Annotated in this window: 16 protein-coding genes; 7 read left to right on the top strand and 9 right to left on the bottom strand. The window is 71.4% G+C overall.

Going from position 1 to position 19,612, the window contains the following annotated elements:
• Positions 1-20: 20 nt before the first annotated feature.
• The 3 genes from AC3RKB_RS04700 to AC3RKB_RS04690 form a co-directional block, all read right to left on the bottom strand.
• A complete protein-coding gene (locus AC3RKB_RS04700; RefSeq protein WP_491434818.1) occupies positions 21-1,454 on the bottom strand; it encodes an MFS transporter in 1,434 nt (477 codons plus the stop codon).
• Between the two features lie 191 nt (positions 1,455-1,645).
• The gene (locus AC3RKB_RS04695; protein WP_491434817.1) at positions 1,646-2,218 is read right to left on the bottom strand and encodes a YceI family protein; all 573 of its coding nucleotides are present in this window, start codon (positions 2,216-2,218) and stop codon (positions 1,646-1,648) included.
• A gap of 109 nt (positions 2,219-2,327) precedes the next feature.
• Positions 2,328-3,215 (bottom strand): serine protein kinase RIO, encoded by an 888-nt coding sequence (locus tag AC3RKB_RS04690; protein ID WP_491436752.1) that lies wholly within the window; start codon positions 3,213-3,215, stop codon positions 2,328-2,330.
• Between the two features lie 296 nt (positions 3,216-3,511).
• On the opposite strand from AC3RKB_RS04690, the gene AC3RKB_RS04685 reads away from it, so the two are divergent.
• Entirely contained in the window at positions 3,512-5,119 is a 1,608-nt protein-coding gene (locus AC3RKB_RS04685) for an MFS transporter (protein ID WP_491434816.1), read from the top strand.
• A gap of 6 nt (positions 5,120-5,125) precedes the next feature.
• Here AC3RKB_RS04685 and AC3RKB_RS04680 read toward each other — a convergent pair whose 3' ends face one another.
• The 5 genes from AC3RKB_RS04680 to AC3RKB_RS04660 all read right to left on the bottom strand — a co-directional run bounded on the left by AC3RKB_RS04680 (position 5,126) and on the right by AC3RKB_RS04660 (position 10,509).
• The gene (locus AC3RKB_RS04680; protein WP_491434815.1) at positions 5,126-5,683 is read right to left on the bottom strand and encodes a hypothetical protein; all 558 of its coding nucleotides are present in this window, start codon (positions 5,681-5,683) and stop codon (positions 5,126-5,128) included.
• 115 nt (positions 5,684-5,798) lie between these two features.
• Positions 5,799-7,115 (bottom strand): dual-specificity RNA methyltransferase RlmN, encoded by a 1,317-nt coding sequence (gene rlmN, locus AC3RKB_RS04675; RefSeq protein WP_491434814.1) that lies wholly within the window; start codon positions 7,113-7,115, stop codon positions 5,799-5,801.
• Positions 7,116-7,289: 174 nt separating this feature from the next.
• Entirely contained in the window at positions 7,290-7,856 is a 567-nt protein-coding gene (locus tag AC3RKB_RS04670) for a hypothetical protein (protein ID WP_491434813.1), read from the bottom strand.
• A gap of 69 nt (positions 7,857-7,925) precedes the next feature.
• Positions 7,926-9,452 (bottom strand): M1 family metallopeptidase, encoded by a 1,527-nt coding sequence (locus AC3RKB_RS04665; protein WP_491434812.1) that lies wholly within the window; start codon positions 9,450-9,452, stop codon positions 7,926-7,928.
• A gap of 157 nt (positions 9,453-9,609) precedes the next feature.
• Positions 9,610-10,509 carry a hypothetical protein gene (locus tag AC3RKB_RS04660; protein ID WP_491434811.1) on the bottom strand — a complete coding sequence of 300 codons (900 nt, stop codon included), beginning with the start codon at positions 10,507-10,509 and terminating at the stop codon, positions 9,610-9,612.
• A gap of 494 nt (positions 10,510-11,003) precedes the next feature.
• On the opposite strand from AC3RKB_RS04660, the gene dnaK reads away from it, so the two are divergent.
• The 4 genes from dnaK to AC3RKB_RS04640 all read left to right on the top strand — a co-directional run bounded on the left by dnaK (position 11,004) and on the right by AC3RKB_RS04640 (position 15,171).
• The gene (gene dnaK, locus AC3RKB_RS04655) at positions 11,004-12,887 is read left to right on the top strand and encodes a molecular chaperone DnaK (protein ID WP_491434810.1); all 1,884 of its coding nucleotides are present in this window, start codon (positions 11,004-11,006) and stop codon (positions 12,885-12,887) included.
• 2 nt (positions 12,888-12,889) lie between these two features.
• Entirely contained in the window at positions 12,890-13,552 is a 663-nt protein-coding gene (locus AC3RKB_RS04650; RefSeq protein WP_491434809.1) for a nucleotide exchange factor GrpE, read from the top strand.
• A 207-nt stretch (positions 13,553-13,759) separates the two neighbouring features.
• Positions 13,760-14,749 carry a DnaJ C-terminal domain-containing protein gene (locus AC3RKB_RS04645; RefSeq protein WP_491434808.1) on the top strand — a complete coding sequence of 330 codons (990 nt, stop codon included), beginning with the start codon at positions 13,760-13,762 and terminating at the stop codon, positions 14,747-14,749.
• On the top strand, positions 14,749-15,171 hold the full coding sequence (locus AC3RKB_RS04640) for a heat shock protein transcriptional repressor HspR (protein ID WP_491436751.1): 423 nt from the start codon (positions 14,749-14,751) through the stop codon (positions 15,169-15,171). Before AC3RKB_RS04645 ends, AC3RKB_RS04640 begins: the two co-directional genes overlap by 1 nt.
• 48 nt (positions 15,172-15,219) lie before the next feature.
• Here the strand turns inward: AC3RKB_RS04640 and AC3RKB_RS04635 are convergent, their stop codons facing one another.
• A complete protein-coding gene (locus tag AC3RKB_RS04635; RefSeq protein ID WP_491434807.1) occupies positions 15,220-15,537 on the bottom strand; it encodes a hypothetical protein in 318 nt (105 codons plus the stop codon).
• 222 nt (positions 15,538-15,759) lie between these two features.
• On the opposite strand from AC3RKB_RS04635, the gene AC3RKB_RS04630 reads away from it, so the two are divergent.
• Entirely contained in the window at positions 15,760-18,261 is a 2,502-nt protein-coding gene (locus AC3RKB_RS04630; RefSeq protein ID WP_491434806.1) for a GMC oxidoreductase, read from the top strand.
• Positions 18,258-19,373, top strand: a complete 1,116-nt coding sequence (locus AC3RKB_RS04625) for an esterase (RefSeq protein WP_491434805.1) — start codon at positions 18,258-18,260, stop codon at positions 19,371-19,373. The genes AC3RKB_RS04630 and AC3RKB_RS04625 overlap by 4 nt, the downstream gene beginning before the upstream one ends.
• Positions 19,374-19,612: the final 239 nt, after the last annotated feature.

Raw genomic sequence — 19,612 nt, 5'->3', positions numbered from 1 at the left:
TTCCGGGCTCGGCCGGACGGCTACTCGGCCGTGGCCGGTGCGGCCGCGGCATCCGCGACCCGCTTCGGCACCTGCACGAAGAGCATCATCACGAAGCCCGCAGCCAGGATGAGCGCGATGCCCAGGATGCCCCAGTACTGCGCGCCGAACGCCGCGATGAAGCCAGCCCATGCGAGCGGCGCGAGGAAGCTCGCGGCGCGGCCGGTCGTCGCGTAGAGGCCGAAGATCTCGCCCTCGCGGCCGGCGGGCGTGACCCGGGCGAGGAACGACCGGCTCGCGGCCTGCGCCGGGCCGACGAGCGCCGACAGGAACAGTCCGAAGACCCAGAACACGGTCTTGCCCGCGTCATGGGCGAAGAAGACGACGATCGCCGAGACGACGAGGCCGCCGAGCGTCGTGAGGATCACCGCGCGCGGCCCGAACCGGTCGTCGAGGCGGCCCGAGAGGATCGTCGAGACGCCCGCGACGACGTTCGCGGCGACGCCGAAGATGACGACCTCGTTGAAGGTGAAGCCGAACGTGATGCTCGCGATGACGGCCCCGAAGGTGAAGACGCCCGCGAGCCCATCTCGGTAGACGGCGCTCGCCAATAGGAACCAGAAGGTCGGCCGCGCCTCGCGCCACAGCCGCGCGATGTCCTTCACGAGCACGACATACGACCGGAAGAACCCGACCCGCTCGCGTCCCGGCGCGGGCGGGGCCTCGGGCACGTTGAGGAAGATCGGCAGCGAGAACACCAGGGTCCAGACGGCGCAGAAGAGGGCGACCAGCCGGATGTTGAGGCCGTCCTCGGTGGGCAGCCCGAACCATCCGCTCAGCTGGGCCACCACCACGAGCGCGAGCACCACGATGCCGCCGAGGTAGCCGAAGCCCCAGCCGAGCCCGCTCACGCGCCCGACCGTGCGCGGCGTCGAGACCTGGACGAGCATCGCGTTGTAGTTCACGCCCGCGATCTCGCCGAACACCGTGCCGGCCGCGAGGAGGCCGGCGCCGAGCCAGAAGAACTGCGCGTCGGCCTCGACGAAGAACATCATCGCCATGCTGAGGATGACCCCGCCGGTGGCGAGCGCGAGCCAGAACTTGCGCCGGCCCGTGGCGTCGGCCCGCTGCCCCAGCACGGGTGCGAGCAGGGCGATGAGGATGCCGCCGAGGCCGACCGCCAGCCCCAGCCAGCTCGAGAGGTCGGCGAGCGCGCGCTCGACCGCGGGGTCGTCGGCCGGGAGCCCGTCGAGGCCGGCCGGCAGGAAGAGCGTGCTCGTGATGTACACCGAGAACACGAACGTCGTGATGACCGAGTTGAACGGCTGCGTCGCCCAGTCCCAGAGCGCCCACGACCACACCTGCCTGCGGGGGATGCGCCGTTCGCCCTGCAGCTCGAGGCCCGTGAGCGGCTCGACCGCCCTGTGGTCGTGATGGTCGGGTGCGGGCGCCTGCGGCGCGAGGGGGTCGGTCATGGGGGCAGTCTTCCGACGAGGGGTGAACGGGCGGTGACGGCGCGCCCGGTTCACCGATCCGCGTCGATCCCGTGCAGGCTAGCGCCTCGGGATCCGCGCGCGGAAGCCCGCCGTGCTCGCGTCGCCGACGTCGCCGCCCGCGCGCGACGCCGCACGACCCGTCGGGTCGGCGACGCCGCGCGATGCCCGACTCAGGCGGCCGACTGTGCGGCGCTCTCGCGCTTGATCGCCGAGATCTCGAACTCGAGGGTGATCTTCTCGGAGACGAGCCATCCGCCCGAGTCGAGCGCCATGTTCCACTCGAGGCCGTACTCACGGCGGTCGATGCGGCGCGTGCCCTCGAAGCCGGCGCGGAGCGCGCCGAACGCATCGGTCTCGGCGCCCGTGAACTCGATCGGGATGGTGATCGGCTTCGTGACATCGCGGATCGTCAGGTCGCCCGACACGACGAGCGCGTTCTCGGCGACCTCCTCGATCCGGGTGCTGCGGAAGACGATCTGCGGCCACTGCTTCGCGTCGAAGAAGTCGGCGCTGCGCAGGTGCTCGTCGCGCTGGGCGTTGCGGGTGTCGACGCTCGCGACGTCGAGCAGGATCTCGGCGGTCGACTCGGCCGGATCGTCGAAGTCGACGTGCAGGTGGCCGGTCACGTCGTTGAAGGCGCCCCGGACGTTCGCCACCATGGCGTGCTTGGCCGAGAAGCCGATGCGGCTGTGCGCCGGGTCGATGTCCCAGTCGCCGCTCAGGTCGGGTCCGTTGTCGGTCATGATCTCCCCACGGGTCGTTGCACGAACCTCCTCAGTCTGCCATCCGACGGCTGGCCGAACGCTCCGCGGCCGCGTTGCGCCGTTCCGCACCATCCGCGCGACGCGTCGATCACCGGTACACGTCGCCGACGAGTTCGGCGAACAGCGCCTCGGCATCGCACTCGAGTCGCTGCCGCGTGAACCACGCGCACACGTTGACGCAGTCGCGGTGCAGCAGGTCGAACCCGTTCGGGTTCGCGACCACGTCGACGACCTGCGGCAGGTCGATCGCGACGACGCGTCCGCGGTGCACGAGGAGGTTGTACGGCGAGAGGTCGCCGTGCGCGAGGCCGGCGTGGGCGAGCGTGCGCATCAGGTCCATGACCTGGTGGAACAGCTCGCGCAGCTCGTCGGGCGTCGCCCGCACCTGCGCGAGCCGCGGCGCCGCCGTGCGGCCCTCGCCGACGAACTCCATGAGCACCTCGGTCTCGCTCACCTGCACCGGGTACGGCACGGGAGCGCCGAGCTCGGTGAGGCGGCTGAGCGCGGCGAACTCCGCGTAGGCCCACTCGGTGCGCGCGACCTCGCGGCCGTACGCCGAGGAGCGCTGCACGGCGCGCACGTCTCGGCTGCGGCGGGGGCCGCGGCCCTCGGTGTAGATCGCCGAGCGGTGGAACATCCGGTGGTCGGCGCCGCGGTACCGCTTGGCGGCGAGCAGGGTCGCGTTGCCCGGCACGTCGGCGGGCTCGCCCGGCACGGCGCGCTCGATGAGCCAGAGGTCGGCCTCCTTGCCGGTCTTGACGATGCCGAGCTCGGTGTCGAGCGCGGCCGCGGAGGTGACGAGCCAGTCGGGCCGGGGTTCGGGTCCGCGTTCGCTCGGCTGGGTCGCCGGCCAGGTCGACCAGCGCTGGCCGTCGCCGGGTTCGACGTCGGCGAAGGCGAGATGGGCGGATGCCGCGCCGAAGGGCGCAGCGGATGCCGCGCGGCGCGCGGCGGAATCGTCGAGTGACGACAGCATGTTCACGGTGGTGTCTCCGAGATCGTGGAGGCCACCGCGCGGATGCTAGCGGGCGGCCTCGCAGGGAAGGATGTCTGCGAAACGCGCGACAAGGACGGTGTTCATCGCTCGACTCCTTCCGGTCTCGGCCCGCTCGGCGGGGTTCTGGTCGCCTCGTTGGGCGACGGATGCCGCGTGGCGCGGCCCGTCGGCGAGCATACGCCCGGTCCGTACCATCCGTAAAGGGCCATCCGCACGGAGGCCGGACGCGGGCCTTTGGTCCCCGACGCCGGGCGGCGGGCATGCTCGGATGGCACATGGCCACGTCATCGGCCGGGCCGGACGCGGGCGCGCCATCCGGTACCGAGAAGTTCAACGGGCGCCTCGCCATCCTGCTCGCCATGGCGATGTTCGTGCTCGTGGTCGACACGTCGATCATGAACGTCTCGATCTCGGCGGTCGTGCGCGACCTCGACACCACCGCGAGCGGCGTGCAGAGCGCGATCGCGCTCGAGGCGCTCGTGTCGGCGGCGTTCATCCTGATCGGCGGCAAGACCGGCGACCTCATCGGGCGCAAGCTCGCCTACATCCTCGGCCTGCTCGGCTACGCGATCGGCGCGATCGCGATGACGCTCGCGCAGGGCCTGACCGCGATCATCGTGTTCTGGGCGATCATCGGCGGCATCGGCGCGTCGCTGCTGCTGCCGTCGATGCAGTCGCTCATCCACGGCAACTTCGCCGGCGCCCACCAGAAACGGGTCTACGCGCTCGTCGGCGCATCTGCGGCCATCGCGGCGGCCGTCGGCCCGCTCATCGGCGGCTTCATCACGACGTTCCTGTCGTGGCGGGTCGGCTTCCTCCTGGAGGCCGTGATCATCGCGATCGTGCTCTCCGGGATCAAGCTGGTCAAGGACGTCCCGTACACGGGCTCGCGCGCCGTCGACTGGGTCGGCGCGGCGCTGTCGGTCGTCGGCATGGGCGGCATCGTGCTGGGCATCCTCGTCTGGCAGGAGGGCGGCGAGTGGGTCGGCCTGCTGATCGGCGTCGGCGCGATCGCCATGGCGGGACTCGTCTGGTGGCTCCGCAGCCGGAAGCAACGCCGGCGGGCCACGCTCATCGACCCCGGCCTGTTCGACTCGAAGCTCTTCCGCGCCGGCGTGAGCGGCCAGTTGCTGCAGCAGGTGGCGCTCGGCGGCACGATGATCGTGCTGCCGCTCTACCTGCAGATCGTGCTCGAGTACAACGCGTTGTGGGCGGGCCTGTCGATCGCGCCGCTCTCGCTGACCATGTTCGCGGTGGCGATGCTCGCCGGACGGCGCGGGCTGGGCCGGCCGGCCAACGTCATCCTGTGGGGCTTCATCCTGCTCGTCGCCGGGCTGGTCGTGCTGCTGCCGATCGTGCCGCGCGCCGACTCGGGCTGGTGGCTCACGATCCCCCTCATCATCTCGGGCGCGGGCCTCGGCCTGCTCGTGTCGCAGCTGAACAACTACACGCTCTCGCCGATCTCCGACGAGCGCGTCAGCGAGGCGGCCGGCGTGAACTCGGCCGCCGGGTCGTTCGGCCTCTCGTTCGGCCTCGCGTTCGCCGGCGCGATCATGCTGGCGACGCTCGCCTTCACGTTCACTGCGAAGGCCGACGCGAGCACGGTGCTCTCGCCCGAGCAGCAGCAGCAGGTCGCGGCCGTCCTCGAGGAGGACGCCGAGCTCATGTCGAACACCGGGCTCGAGGAGCTGCTCGCCGACGAACCCGAGGCGGTGCAGGAGGAGATCATCGCGATCAACGCCGAGTCGCGACCGATCGCCCTGCAGGTCGCGCTGTTGATCCCGCTCCTCGCGGGGCTGCTGGGACTGCTCAACGCGCTGCGGATGCGCCGACTCCCCGATCCGAAGCCGTCGGCGGCGGCCGAGGGGGTGCTGGGCGGATGAACGCGTTCAGCCCAGCTCGGCAATCGACGGGAGCAGGTCTCCGGTGCTCACGAAGTACGTGATGCCGTCGACGTGGACGATGGACGGCACGTAGTTCGCGTCGTACTCGGAGGGGGCGGTCAACGTGCCGGGCACCGGTTCGTCGCCCTGCGTCCAGCCGGCGGCGACCAGCTCGGCCTCACGCGCCTCCCAGTCGTCCTCCGACTCGGGAAGCCGGGCGACCCATGCCGCGACGTCGCTCTGGTCGGCCGCCCAGACGCAGGCGAGCGCGCCGTCGCCGACCAGGTCGGACATCGCAGGTCCGAGCGGAGCGGCGTCGGTCCGCTCCGTCAGCCCGCTGGCCGCAAGGCGCGCGTACTCGGCGGAGATGAACACGTTCTCGCACGTCACATCCTCGATCGGCGTCGCGGTGGGCGGAGAGCCCGAGCCCGGCGGCACGGGCGATTCGGACTCCGCGGTCGACGACGAGGGCGCGGCATCCGGTGCCGGGGCCTCGGTGCAGCCTGCGAAGAGGAACGCCAGCAGCAGTGCGCCGAGCACGAGACACGCCGGTGTGCGACTCATGGCCGAACGGTACGCCCGATCGTCCGAGCGACGCCTCAGGGAGGCCCCTGAGGCGTGCCGGCGATCGATGCCCTGCCCTCAGGCGAACGAGGCGACCCAGGCGCAGGGGCGGAGCTCAGGCGGGCGTGGCGGCGGCCGCCCGCTCGTCCTCCTCGGTGACGACGAGCTGCCCGCAGGCGCCGTCGATCTCCTTGCCGCGGGTGTCGCGGATGGTGGTCGGGATGCCGGCTGCGGTGAGGCGGCGCACGAACTCCTGCTGCACGTCGAGCTCGGACGCCGTCCAGATCGAACCCGGCGTCGGGTTCAGCGGGATCGGGTTGACATGCACCCACCCGTGGCCGCGCTCGTTGAGCTTCTCGGCGAGCAGGTCGGCGCGCCATCCGTGGTCGTTCATGTCCTTGATGAGCGCGTACTCGATCGAGACGCGGCGACCGGTCTTCTCGAAGTACTCGCGCGCCGCATCGAGCGCCTCGTCGACCTTCCAGCGCGAGTTCACCGGGATGAGCTCGTCGCGCAGGCCGTCGTCGGGTGCGTGCAGGCTGAGCGCGAACGTGACGGGCACGTGCTCGTCGGCGAGCTTGCGGATGGCGGGCACCAGCCCGACCGTCGAGACGGTGATGTTGCGGGCCGACATGCCGAGGCCGTTCGGGGCCGGCGCGGCCATCGTGCGCACCGCGCGCATGAGCCGCGCGTAGTTGGCGAGCGGCTCGCCCATGCCCATGAAGACGATGTTCGAGACGCGCTCGGGCGTGCCGTCGTCGGCGCGCTTGCCGTGCAGGGCGCCCGAGGCGATGACGCGGTTCGCCTCGACGACCTGGGCGAGGATCTCGGCCGCCGACATGTTGCGCGTGAGGCCCGCCTGGCCGGTGGCGCAGAACGGGCAGTTCATGCCGCAGCCGGCCTGGCTCGACACGCACAGCGTGATGCGGCCGGGGTAGCGCATGAGCACCGACTCGACGAGGGCGCCGTCATGCAGCTTCCACAGGAACTTGATCGTGTCGCCGCGGTCGGTCTCGAGGCGGCGCACCTCGGTGAGCAGGGGCGGCAGCAGGCCGGAGACGAGCTCGTCGCGGCCCGCTGCCGGCAGATCGGTCATCTCGGCGGGGTCGGTGGTCCAGCGCGTGAAGTAGTGGCGCGCGACCTGCTTGAGGCGGAACGCGGGCACGCCGAGCTCGTCGGCCTTCGCCTTCCACTCCTCGGGCGCGAGGTCGGCGAGGTGGGCGGGCGGCTTGCCGCGCTTGGGCGAGGCGAACTGCAGGAGCGGCCGGCCGTCGGCATCCTTCGCCTGCTGCCAGCCCTCGGTCTTCGGGCGCACCTGCCTGGGCTTGGTCGAGCGGATGTCGCCGCCGCCCGGCCCGCGCACCGCGCCGTCGCGCGGGGTCGCCGCGGGCTCCGCGGGGAGTGCGGGAGTCTCGGGCGCGTCGGACGACATGCCCCTAGGGTACGCGGGCTCGCCTCGGCATCCGCTGGGTATGGGGTGCGCGGCGCCGAGTTGCCCAGCCGCCGAGTTGCCCAGCCGCCGAGTCGCCCAGCCGCCGAGCCGCCACTTCCGCGGGGTCCACAGCGGGGGATCCCGGCGGAAGCGGCATCTCGACGCGCGCTCGGCTCAGCTCGCGGGACGGACCCACCCGGCGTAGGCGGGCAGGTTGACGAACGTGACCGTTCCGTCCGCGACGATGACGGTCGGAACGGCGCCCATCGCGGCGTCGGGCTGCCCGCTGTAGGCACCGGGCTCCGGGTCGTCGGTCCGCGAGTAGCCGCCTTCGGCCAGGGCGTTCGTCCACGCGGTCTCGTCGTCGCCGACCGAGATCTGGGCGACGGAGAGGATGAGGTCGGTCTGGGGCCGGCCCCACGAGCACGTGAGGCCGCCTTCCTCGGTGATGCGGACCGCGAGCGGATCGAACGGGGTGGCCGGCGTCGGCTCGAGCCCGTCTGCCTCGATCTTCGCGTAGGCCTCCGGCGTCATGACGGTGTCGCACGTCGCCGCGATCCCGGCAGGCGCGGTGGGCGAGGGCGTCGGCTCTGCCACGGCCGATGCGGACGGCTCCGGCGACGCGGCCGCGGAAGGCTCAACGTCGTCGGTTGCGGGCGTGCCGGGGGAGCACGCCGCCAGGCCGAGGGCGAGCAGGATCACCGCGGCGGGAAGGGCGCGCCGCACGATTCGTCGGGTCATGCGCTCACGATAGGGCGCGGGGATCGTCCCGCGGAAGCGTGCGTTCCGCGGGACGACCGCCCGTGTTGCCTACGGCAGCGTCCAGGTGGCCGGCGGCTTCTCCTGGTCGTACAGCCACGTGTCGAAGAACTCGTCGAGGTCCCTCTCGGATACCTCCTCGTACACCGCCTGGAAGTCCTCGGCCGTGCCGGCCGAGTCGTTGTAGCGCTCGAGCCAGAGCTGCGTGGCCTCGAAGAACGCCTCGTCGCCGACTTCGAGCCGGAGGGCGTGCAAGGTTCCGGCACCGCGGTCGTAGACCGGTCCGAAGAAGAGCCCGAGCGGACCCGGATCGCCGATCTGAAACTCCCAGTAGTCCGAGTCAGCGGGTTCGGAGTCATACCAGTCGTTGTACGCCTCCTGTGCGGTCGCTCCGCCGTCGTACTCGTCCCACAGCCATTCGGCGTAGCTCGCCCAGCCTTCGTTGAGCCAGATGTCCTGCCAGCGTTCCGGGCTCACAGCATTGCCGAACCACTGGTGCGCGAGTTCGTGCGCGACCGTGCCTTCGCGGGCCACCCGGGAGTACACGGGGCGAGTCTGCGTCTCGAGCGCATAGAACACCGTGTCGTCGTCGACGATGGACCCGTACGCGACGAACGGATACGTGCCGAACCGGCTCTCGAAGAAGTCGATCATCTCGATCTGCCGCGCGAGGCTCGCATCGGTGATGCTGCGGTTCGCCGCGGTGAGGTTGTCGTCCACGGCGTCGAGGATCGGCAACCCGCCCTCGGTCTCGCTCTCGCGCAATTCGTAGTCGCCCACCGACGCAGTCGTCAGGTAGCTCGCCTGCTGGTCCGGGGCATCCCAGAACCAGGTCGTCCAGCCGCCCTCGGTCACGGGGTCGGCGGAGGGGAGGCCGTTGGCGACCGCGACCTTGCCCTCGGGCACCGTGATCTCGAACGAGTAGGTCGCCTTGTCGGTCTGGTGGTCGCTCACCGGATACCAGGTCATGGACCCGTCGGGTTCGCTCACCACCATTGCGCCGTCGCGCGTGGTCACCCAGCCGTAGAGCGCACCCTCGATGTCCTCCGGCCGCGTGGTCGCGCCGCCGTACTCGACGACGACCTGCACGGCCTGGCCGGCCTTGAGCTTGGGGCGGGGCTGGACCGTCAGCTCCCAGACGCGCGCCGTGTCATCCTGCGTCTGCCAGTAGGCGGCGCCCTCGACCTCGGCGCCCGCCACGGGCGGCGCGATCTCGGCGGCAGGCTTGCCGTTCACCATGAGGGACGAGACATCCATGCCCCGCAGGTCGAGGTTGAACCGGTCGAGGTCCTGCGTCGCGACGAGGTCGATCGTCGCCGTGCCCTCGAACTGCCCCGAGAGCGGCGCGGGCGCCGGGGCCGGGGGCTGATAGTGGATGTCGAGGTCGTAGTGCTGCACGTCGTACCCGCCGTTGCCGGCGAACGGGAAGTACGCGTCGCCGGCGCCCTCGGCACCCGCCGTGTACTTCGGCTCACCCGGCTTACCGGGCGCTGCGGTCGCACCGGTGGCGCCGAGCGCCCCCATCGCCAGCACCGCGGCCGTCACGCCGCCGATCATCCTCACCCTGGAACGGATCATGGTCTCCCTTTCGCGCTCGTGGTTCGAACTCTAGGCTTGCGCCGCGCGCGCCGACAGACCCCCGTTTGTCCCCGCACTCGCCCTCCTCGTTCGTCGTCCAGTTCCCACTTCCGCCGGGTGCGCTCCGCGTCCTACCGGCGGAACTGGAAACTCGACCTCACGCCGTCCGTCTGCCGTCCCAGCCTCGGGCTCGCAATGCACGTTCGAGCTGATCGAGGGCCCGCGGCATCGGCAGCCGGCGACCGACGCGGATGACGATCCATCCGGCGGTCGCGAGGTCGTTGAGCCGCTCCACGTCGCGATGGAACTGGGCGTCGTCCTCGCGGTGCTGCTCGCCGTCGTACTCGAGCAGCACGCGGTACTCCCGGAAGACGAGGTCGCCGTGCGTCGTCCGGCCGCCTTCGAGCTCGATGGGCGTGTTGAGTTCCGGCTCGGGGAAGCCCCCACGGAGCACGCGCAGCCGGAGCCGGGTCTCGCGCCGGGAGGCGGACCTGGCTCTGAGGTCTGCTCGTGCCGCTCGAAGCCGGATCGCCCCACGGCGCGAGCCGAATCGCGCGATCGCGGCGTCGATCTCGTCGAGCGTGGCGAGCGGCTTCGGCCATCCGACGACCCGGTCCCCGGCCGCCACGAGGTCGTCGTGCGGCAGGAGGGTCGCGAGTTGGCACCAGGCGTCGGCCGCGGCCACGACGGGAAGTCCACGCGTCCGGGCGACGCGGATGCCCTTACCCAGCCGATGGCCGACCACGCCCCGCATCCGGGGCTGACGCCGCGGCGCCGGCGCTGACACATGCAACGGCAGCGGAGTCTCGTCGGGGAGGGGCAGTCCCCAGAGTCGCGCCGCGGTCGCGTGACTGAACACGTGGCCGCGCGGCATCCTCTGCGCGTACGCCCCGCAGAGGTCGATGAGCGCGCTTGCGCCGGCCGGAGCGCGGACGCCGCGGAACGGCGCCGCGAGATCCCGCGCTCCCAGGCGCCCGCGCGTGACGCCGAGCTTCAGGGCGCGGGCGGTGCGGAAGGGGCGCCCGGCGAGTCGGGGCGGGAGGGGCGTGGCGCGCATGTGCGAGATCCTGCGCCGCCGTCTCGCGCGCTTTGCGCCATCCGTTCACCGAGGTGGACACTCGTGCCGCTCGCCCGATTGGGGAGGACCACTCACCCGGACCCGACTCGATTCGAGTTGCCAGTTGCGCCGAGTGCGCGGGTCGCGAACCCTGCAGAACTGGCAACTCGGGGGAGAAGGGGAAGAGGGGAAGGGAAGGAGCCGACCGCCCGCCCCGGTCGAGTTGCCAGTTGTGTTGAGTGCGCGCGCCCTGAACCCGGCGGAAGTGACAACTGGGAGAGGGAAGGGCGGAATAGGGCGGGCCGGCACGAGGTTGAGTCGAGGGGGCTCAAGTCTTGCGACGCCGACTTGACATCGATCGGATGGCGCTGCGAGACTTGAGCGGCCGGGACTCAAGTTCCGGCCGTCATGAACTTCGGCCGCGGGCGGGCACCGCCGGGCCGATCGCCGGGGGGCGACATCCGCGAACCCTCCTGGCAGAAGGAGAATCACACATGTCACGTGCAGTCGGTATCGACCTCGGCACCACCAACTCGGTCGTCAGCGTCCTCGAGGGCGGCGAGCCCGTCGTCATCGCGAACGCCGAGGGCTTCCGCACCACCCCGTCGGTGGTCGCATTCACCAAGGACGGCGAGGTGCTCGTCGGCGAGACCGCGAAGCGCCAGGCCGTGACGAACGTCGATCGCACCATCGCGTCGGTCAAGCGCCACATGGGCACCGACTGGAAGCGGGAGATCGACGGCAAGCAGTACACGGCGCAGGAGATCTCCGCCCGCATCCTGCAGAAGCTCAAGCGCGACGCCGAGCAGTACCTCGGCGACACCGTCACCGACGCGGTCGTCACCGTGCCGGCGTACTTCAACGACGCCGAGCGCCAGGCCACGAAGGAGGCCGGCGAGATCGCGGGCCTCAACGTGCTGCGCATCATCAACGAGCCCACCGCGGCCGCGCTCGCGTACGGCCTCGACAAGGGCAAGGAGGACGAGCTCATCCTCGTCTTCGACCTCGGCGGCGGCACGTTCGACGTCTCCCTCCTCGAGGTGGGCAAGGACGACGACTTCTCGACCATCCAGGTCCGTGCCACCGCGGGCGACAACCGCCTCGGCGGCGACGACTGGGACCAGCGGATCGTCGACCACCTCATCAAGCGCTTCAAGGACACCACGGGCGTCGACGTCTCGAAGGACAAGATCGCCCTCCAGCGCCTGAAGGAGGCCGCGGAGCAGGCCAAGAAGGAACTGTCGTCGAGCATGTCGACCAGCATCCAGCTGCCCTACCTCTCGCTCACCGAGTCGGGCCCGGCCAACCTCGACGAGACGCTCACGCGCGCGCAGTTCGAGAACATGACCTCCGACCTGCTCGACCGCACCAAGAAGCCCTTCGAGGACGTGATCCGCGAGGCCGGCATCAAGGTGTCCGACATCGCGCACGTCGTGCTCGTCGGCGGCTCGACCCGCATGCCCGCCGTCTCCGAGCTCGTGAAGCAGGAGACCGGCGGCAAGGAGCCCAACAAGGGCGTGAACCCCGACGAGGTCGTCGCCGTGGGCGCCGCCCTGCAGGCGGGCGTCCTCAAGGGCGAGCGCAAGGACGTGCTGCTCATCGACGTCACCCCCCTGAGCCTCGGCATCGAGACCAAGGGCGGCATCATGACGCGCCTCATCGAGCGCAACACCGCCATCCCGACCAAGCGCAGCGAGACCTTCACGACGGCCGACGACAACCAGCCGTCGGTCGCGATCCAGGTCTTCCAGGGCGAGCGCGAGTTCACGCGCGACAATAAGCCGCTCGGCACGTTCGAGCTGACCGGCATCGCCCCGGCCCCCCGCGGCATCCCGCAGATCGAGGTCACCTTCGACATCGACGCGAACGGCATCGTGCACGTGTCCGCCAAGGACAAGGGCACGGGTAAGGAGCAGTCGATGACGATCACCGGCGGCTCGTCGCTGCCGAAGGACGACATCGAGCGGATGGTGCGCGACGCCGAGGAGCACGCGGCCGAGGACAAGAAGCGCCGCGAGTCCGCCGAGACCCGCAACCAGGCCGAGCAGCTCGTCTACTCGATCGAGAAGCTGATCAAGGAGAACGAGGACAAGCTCCCCGCCGACGTCAAGTCCGACGTGCAGGGCGACGTCGACGCGCTGAAGACCGCGCTCGCCGGCGACGACGACGACGCGGTGAAGTCGGCGTTCGAGAAGCTCAACCAGTCGCAGGGCAAGCTCGGCGAGGCGATCTACGCGCAGGGCCAGCAGGCCGAGGCGGCCGCCTCCGGCGCCAACCCCGGCGAGGACGCGAACGCGTCGGGCGCCGAGGGCGCCGAGTCCGCCGATGAGGACGTGGTCGACGCCGAGGTCATCGACGACGAGGATGAGAAGAAGTAACGATGTCGGACGAGAACCAGAACCACGAGGAGCCGGTCATCCGCGATAAGCGGCGCATCGACCCCGAGACCGGCGAGGTTCGCAAGCCCGAGGGGGCGGGCGCCGAGTCCGCCCCCGAGGCGGCGCCCGAGGCGAGCCTTCGAGAGTCTCAGGGCGAGGCGGATGCCGCGGCATCCGCGTCGCCCGACGCCGACGAGGAGGTGCTCACCGTCGACGACATCCTGAACGCGGCCCAGGCCGAGGTCCAGGAGCCGAGCGACGAGCATCTCGCCGACCTCAAGCGGGTCACCGCCGAGTACGCGAACTACCGCAAGCGCACCGAGGCGAACCGCGAGGTCGAGCGCGAGCGCGCGGTCGGCGCCGCCGTGGCGGTGCTGCTGCCGGTGCTCGACGACCTCGACCGGGCCGAGAAGCACGGCGACCTCGAGGGCGACGCCCCGTTCGCGACGATCGCGGCGAAGCTCCGCGCGGCCGTCGAGAAGCTCGGGCTGGTGCCGTTCGGCGAGGTCGGCGAGCCGTTCGACCCGCAGCGGCACGAGGCGATCTTCCAGCAGCACTCCGACGAGGTCGACACCGACACCGTCGCCGACGTCGTCGAGACGGGCTACACGCTCGGCGGCACGCTGCTCCGCGCCGCGAAGGTCGTCGTCAAGACGCCCGCGTAGCGACATCCGCACCACCGGTGGTCTCGCCCGCCGAACCCGTGAGCAGAATTCAGGAGCGCGCGGGCGAGATCACCACCAGGGGGCACGAATCGCCGGGCCGACCGCAGTCCGGCCGCCGTGCACTCCTGAATTCAGAACCAGACGCGGATTCGGCACCAGATCCGGATTCGGCACCCGACGCGGCAGGATGAGAGGAAGGAGGCGCCGATGGCCAGCCAGGATTGGTTCGACAAGGACTTCTACGCGATCCTCGGCGTCTCCAAGGACGCGAGCGACGCCGACATCAAGAAGGCCTACCGCAAGCTCGCGCGCAAGTACCACCCCGACCAGAACCCGGGGGATGCGGCGTCCGAGGCGAAGTTCAAGGAGGTCAGCGAGGCGCACTCGGTGCTCTCCGACCCCGAGGAGCGCAAGGAGTACGACGCCGTGCGCGCCATGGGCGGCGGAGCACGGTTCACCGCGCCGGGTTCGGGCGGCGCCGGCGGCTTCGAGGACGTCTTCGGCGGCATGTTCGGCGGCCCGGGCGGCACGCGGTACACCTACCAGCAGGGCGGCGGGCAGTACGACGACCTGCTCGGCGGCCTCTTCGGCGGTGGCCGCTTCGGCCAGCCGACCGGCGGCTACCGCGGCTTCGGCGGCCCCACGAAGGGCCGCGACGTCACCGCGTCGACGACGCTCGACTTCATCACCGCGACCAAGGGCGACCGCATCACGCTGCAGACGTCCGAGGGGCGTGAGATCACCGTGAACGTGCCCGCCGGCGTCGCCGACGGGCAGAAGATCCGGCTGCGCGGCAAGGGCCACCCGTCGCCCGACGGCGGAGAGCCGGGCGACATCGTGCTCACCGTCAAGGTCCGCAAGCACCCCGTGTTCGAGCGCGACGGGCTCAACCTGCGCGTCAACGTGCCCGTCACGTTCGCCGAGGCGGCGCTCGGCGCCACCATCCAGGTGCCGACGCTCGGCGGCGAGCCCGTGAAGCTGCGCGTCGCACCCGGCACGCCGAGCGGCCGCGTGCTGCGCGTGAAGGGCCGCGGCGTGCAGTCGTCGAAGGGCACCGGCGACCTCCTCGCCGTCGTCCAGGTCGCGGTGCCGTCGCACCTGTCGAAGGAGGCCGAGGACAAGCTCCGCGAGTTCGCGTCGCAGCTGCCCGACGAGAACCCGCGCGACGACCTCCTCGCCAAGGCCCGGGGCGCGTGATGCAGGTCGACGGCGAGAGCCCGCTCTTCGTGATCTCGGTCGCGGCCGAGCTCGCCGGGATGCACCCTCAGACGCTCCGCCAGTACGACCGCATGGGCCTGGTCTCCCCGAAGCGCACCGCCGGCAAGTCGCGTCGCTATTCGATGCGGGATGTCGCGCAGCTCCGCGAGATCCAGCAGCTCTCCAGCGAGGGCGTGAGCCTAGAGGGCATCCGGCGCGTGCTGGGCCTCGAGAACGAGGTGACCGAGCTGCGCGCCCGCGTGCGCGAGCTCGAGCGCGCGCTCGCCGACGAGATGCTCAACCGCCCGGGCCGGCGTGTGTTCGCGGCCGGCAGCGAGGGCGAGGTCGTGTCGCTGCGTGCGGGCACGCGCGTTCGCCGCGAGAACGCCGTGGTCGTCTGGCGCCCGCTCGAGCGCAGCTGAGCCGACCTCTCCGCCGGGCGGCGGAGCCCGGCGGTGGCGCGCCGCCGCCTACATGGCCGCGATGGCGAGCCACGCCCCGGCCGTCGCGAGCACGCCGGCGGCGACGAGCGCGAGGCCGATCCTGAAATGCCGGTGCGACTGGTACTCCCTCGAGACGAGCACGATCACGCCCGCCGTCGAGAACGTCATGACGGTCGCCGCGGCCCAGAGCCACGCATCGAACGTCGGATCGGTGCCTGCGGCACCGTCGGCCGCCATCCGGAGCCCGCCGCAGACCACGGCGACGAGCACTCCGAAGATGAACAGCAGCCCAGCCCCGTCCCGGGCGCCGGCGCCGGGTGGGACCGGCTCGACATCAGGCGTCATGGCGGCAGGATGTCACGGCGCACGCTCCGCGTCGATGACTTTGGGCCCGTCCGGCATGGGCGCGCCGCCGCGACGCGAGCCGCGACATCCGCCCTCGCACCCCCAGTGTTGGGGGGAAGGCCCGCATCGCCGCCGCCGAGGGGCCTTCGGTCATTGTGCGCCATCCGGAGCGGTGCGACCATGAGGCATCCTCGCTCGTGCCCATGGACTCGGGAGGCCGTCATGGTCGTGACGAACGTGAGCGCGCCGCCCGACGCGGCGGCCATCGAGCACGTGGACGCCGTCGTCATCGGATCGGGGTTCGGCGGCTCGGTCGCCGCGTACCGCCTCGCCGAGGCCGGGCGCTCGGTCGTGCTCTTGGAGCGCGGTCGCGCCTACCCACCCGGAAGCTTCGCCCGCACCCCGACGGAGTTCGGCGAGAACTTCTGGTCGCCGCCCGACGACCTGTTCGGGCTGTTCGAGACCTGGAGCTTCCGCGGACTGGAGGGCGTGGTGTCGTCGGGCCTCGGCGGCGGTTCGCTGATCTACGCGAACGTGCTGCTGCGCAAGGATCCGGAGTGGTTCGTGCACGACTCGCCGCTGCCCGGCGGCGGCTACGAGAACTGGCCGATCAGCCGGGAGGACCTCGACCCCCACTACGACCGCGTCGAGGACATGCTCGACGCGACGCCGTTCCCGTATCGCGACACGCCCAAGACCGAGGCGTTCGAGCTCGTCGCGCGCGCGGCCGGGCACGACGTGCTGCGCCCGCCGCTGGCGGTGACCTTCGCCGACGCCGACGGGAAGGTCGGGCCGTTCCTGCCGATCGCGCCGAAGCCGTACGGCAACATCCACGGGCGCGCCCGGTTCACCTGCTCGCAGTGCGGCGGCTGCGACATCGGCTGCAACTACGGCGCGAAGAACTCGCTCGACCACACGTACGTGTCCGCGGCCGCGCACCACGGCGCCGACATCCGCACGCTGCACGAGGTGCAGGGCATGCGACCGGTCGACGGCGAATGGGAGGTGCGCTACCGCGCGCACCGCCCCGGCGAGGGTCCGCCGGTCGACGGCGTGATCCGGGCGCACCGCGTCGTGCTCGCCGCCGGCACGTTCGGCTCGACCTACCTGCTGCTGCGCAACCGCGCGGCACTGCGCCACCTCTCGCCGGCGCTGGGCACGCGCTTCTGCGGCAACGGCGACCTCATCGGCTTCCTGATGGGCGCGAAGGAGCAGATCGACAAGGTCGCGAAGGCCCGACGCATCGCGGGCAGCCGTGGACCGGTGATCACGAGCGCGATCCGCGTCGGCGACCGCGTCGACGGCGACGGCAGCACCGGGCGCGGGTACTACGTGCAGGAGGCCGGCTATCCAGGGTTCCTCAACTGGCTGCTCGAGACCGCGCAGCTGAGGTCGGTGGTCTCGCGGTCGACGCGGGTGGCGCTCACGATGCTCGCCAAGCGCCTGAGCCTCGCGGGCGAGTCGAACATCTCGGCCGACCTGGCGCACGTGCTCGGCCGCAGTGCGATCTCGACGAGTTCGCTCCCGGTGCTCGGCATGGGCCGCGACGTGCCCGACGGGCGGATGTACCTCGATCGGGGCCGCCTGGCGATCGACTGGACCACCGCGACCTCGCTCGAGTACTTCGGCGCGATGCGCAAGACGATGTCGGATTTCGCCGCGACGCTCGGTGCGAAGTACGTCGACAACCCGCTGTGGCTCGCCAAGCGCGTGATCACGGTGCACCCCCTCGGCGGCGCGCCGATGGGCCGCAACGAGTTCGAGGGCGTCGTCGACCCGTGGGGCGAGGTGTACGGGCACCCGGGCCTGTGGGTCGTCGACGGCTCGGCCATGCCCGGGCCGGTCGGCCCGAACCCGTCGCTCACGATCGCCGCGTTCGCCGACCGTGCGGCCGACCGCATGATCGACACCTGGCCGCACGTCGCGCGACGGCGTGCCGGTGGTCGAGGCGCACCGACGGTGCGTACCGAGACGGCAGCGCGTGCCGAGACCCCGGACTCGAAGGAGAAGCCCCGCATGGATGCCACGCCCGCCACGGCCGCCGGCACGCCCGCCGCCACGCCCGACGGCACGCCCGCCGCCACCCCCACCTCCGTCGCGTTCACCGAGCAGATGAAGGGCTTCTTCGTGCTCGGCGACGGCGACCCCCGCGCGGCGGCGAAGGATGCCAGGGTGCGAGACGAGCGCATGATGTTCGAGCTCACGATCATGGCGCCCGACGTCGACGCGTTCGTCGAGGGCGAGGCGCACGAGGGCGTCGCGACGGGGTACCTCGAGTCCGACGCGCTCGGCGGCCGGCAGCAGGTCGAGCGCGGATGGTTCAACCTCTTCGTCGCCTCGGGGCGCGACGACGAACGGCTCATGAAGTACCGGCTGTGGCTCACGACCGACGCCGGCGCCCCGATCACGTTCGTCGGGTTCAAGGAGGTCCGCGACGACCCCGGCTTCGACCTCTGGGAGGACACCACGACCCTGTTCGTGCAGGTGCTCGAGGGGCACGTGCCCCCGCCGGCCGACGTCGCGGCGACCGGCCTCCTCGACGCCGCCGACCCGTCGGTGCTCGGCGCGGGCGTCCTGCGCATCGCGCCGGTCGACTTCGCCGAGCAGCTCACGACGTTCAGGACCACGGGCCCGGATGGTGCGCAGGCGATCGCGCGGTTCGGGTCGCTGTTCCTCGGGCGCCTGTGGTCGACCTACGGGCGGCTCGCGAAGGAGGACGCATGAGCAGCGGCGACGCCGCGACATCCGCGGCCGGCGACGCCCGCCCCGACGCGCCGGACCGGCCCGAGCCGGTGCCCGCGCGCACGACCCGCGACGACCATCGCACCGAGCACATTCCGTTCCGGGCCCTCGACGGGCAGTGGCTCACGATGCTGCACGTCGAGAACCCCGCGATCACACCGACCCGCGGGCCCGTGCTGCTGGTGCACGGCGCGGGCGTGCGCGCCGAGATCTTCCGCCCGCCGCTGCGCCGCACCCTCGTCGACGCGCTGATCGACGACGGCTTCGACGTGTGGATGCTGAACTGGCGCGCGTCGATCGACCTCGAGCCGGTCGCGTGGACGCTCGACGACGCGGCTGCCTACGACTACCCGGCCGCGGTCGCGCTGGTGCGGGAGCGCACCGGTTCCGACACCGTGAAGGCGTTCGTGCACTGCCAGGGCTCGACGTCGTTCACGATGGCCGCGATCAGCGGCCTGCTGCCCGACGTGCCGACGATCGTGACCAACGCCGTGTCGCTGCATCCGGTGCTGCCGCTCGGTTCGCGCGTGAAGATCCTCGGGCTGGCGCCCGCGATCAGCCGCATCTCGCCGGTGCTCTCGCCCAAGTGGGGGTACAAGTCCGAGGGGCCGTTCGCGAAGGCGCTGCGCACGGGGGTCGTCGCGGTGCATCCCGAGTGCGACAACCCGGTGTGCGCGATGGTGAGCTTCACGTACGGCAGCGGGCATCCGGCACTGTGGGCGCACCGCAACATCGACGCGGCCACGCACGACTGGATCGCGGGCGAGTTCGCGGGCGCGCCCATGACGTTCTTCCTGCAGATGCGCGAGTGCGTGAAGGCGGGGCACCTCGTGCCCGCAGGCACGGCGCCCGGCATCCTGCCCGAGCTGACCGTGCCGCCGCGCACCGACGCGCGCTTCGCGTTCATCGCCGGGGAGGACAACCGCTGCTTCCTGCCCGAGAGCCAGCAGCTGAGCTTCGAGCACTTCGAGCGGATGGCGCCGGGCCGCCACTCGCTGCACCGGATCCCGGGATACGGCCACCTCGACGTGATCTTCGGCGCCGACGCGTGGCGCGACACGCACCCGATCATCGTGGACGAGCTGCGGCGCTGAGCGGCGCGCCGCGCGCGCCGCGGCCGGTCGCTGAGCGGCGGGCTCGCGCGGGCGCGCCGAGCTGCGTGATGCTTCCGTTTACAGGAGATCGCACGGTCTACAGGACGATCTGGCGCGATCGGTCCTGTAGAGCCGTGGTTGACCTGTGAAGCGGGCCGATCCTCCGCCGCAACGTATGGCAACCCTTGAGATGTCGGACGTGTGCGGCTTCGTAGGACCGAAATGGCGGGAATCGTCAG

The sequence above is a fragment of the Agromyces capsici genome (assembly GCF_058349965.1).
The sequence above is the reverse complement of the archived record's forward strand: the minus strand, read 5'-3'. Positions and strand labels throughout refer to the sequence as shown.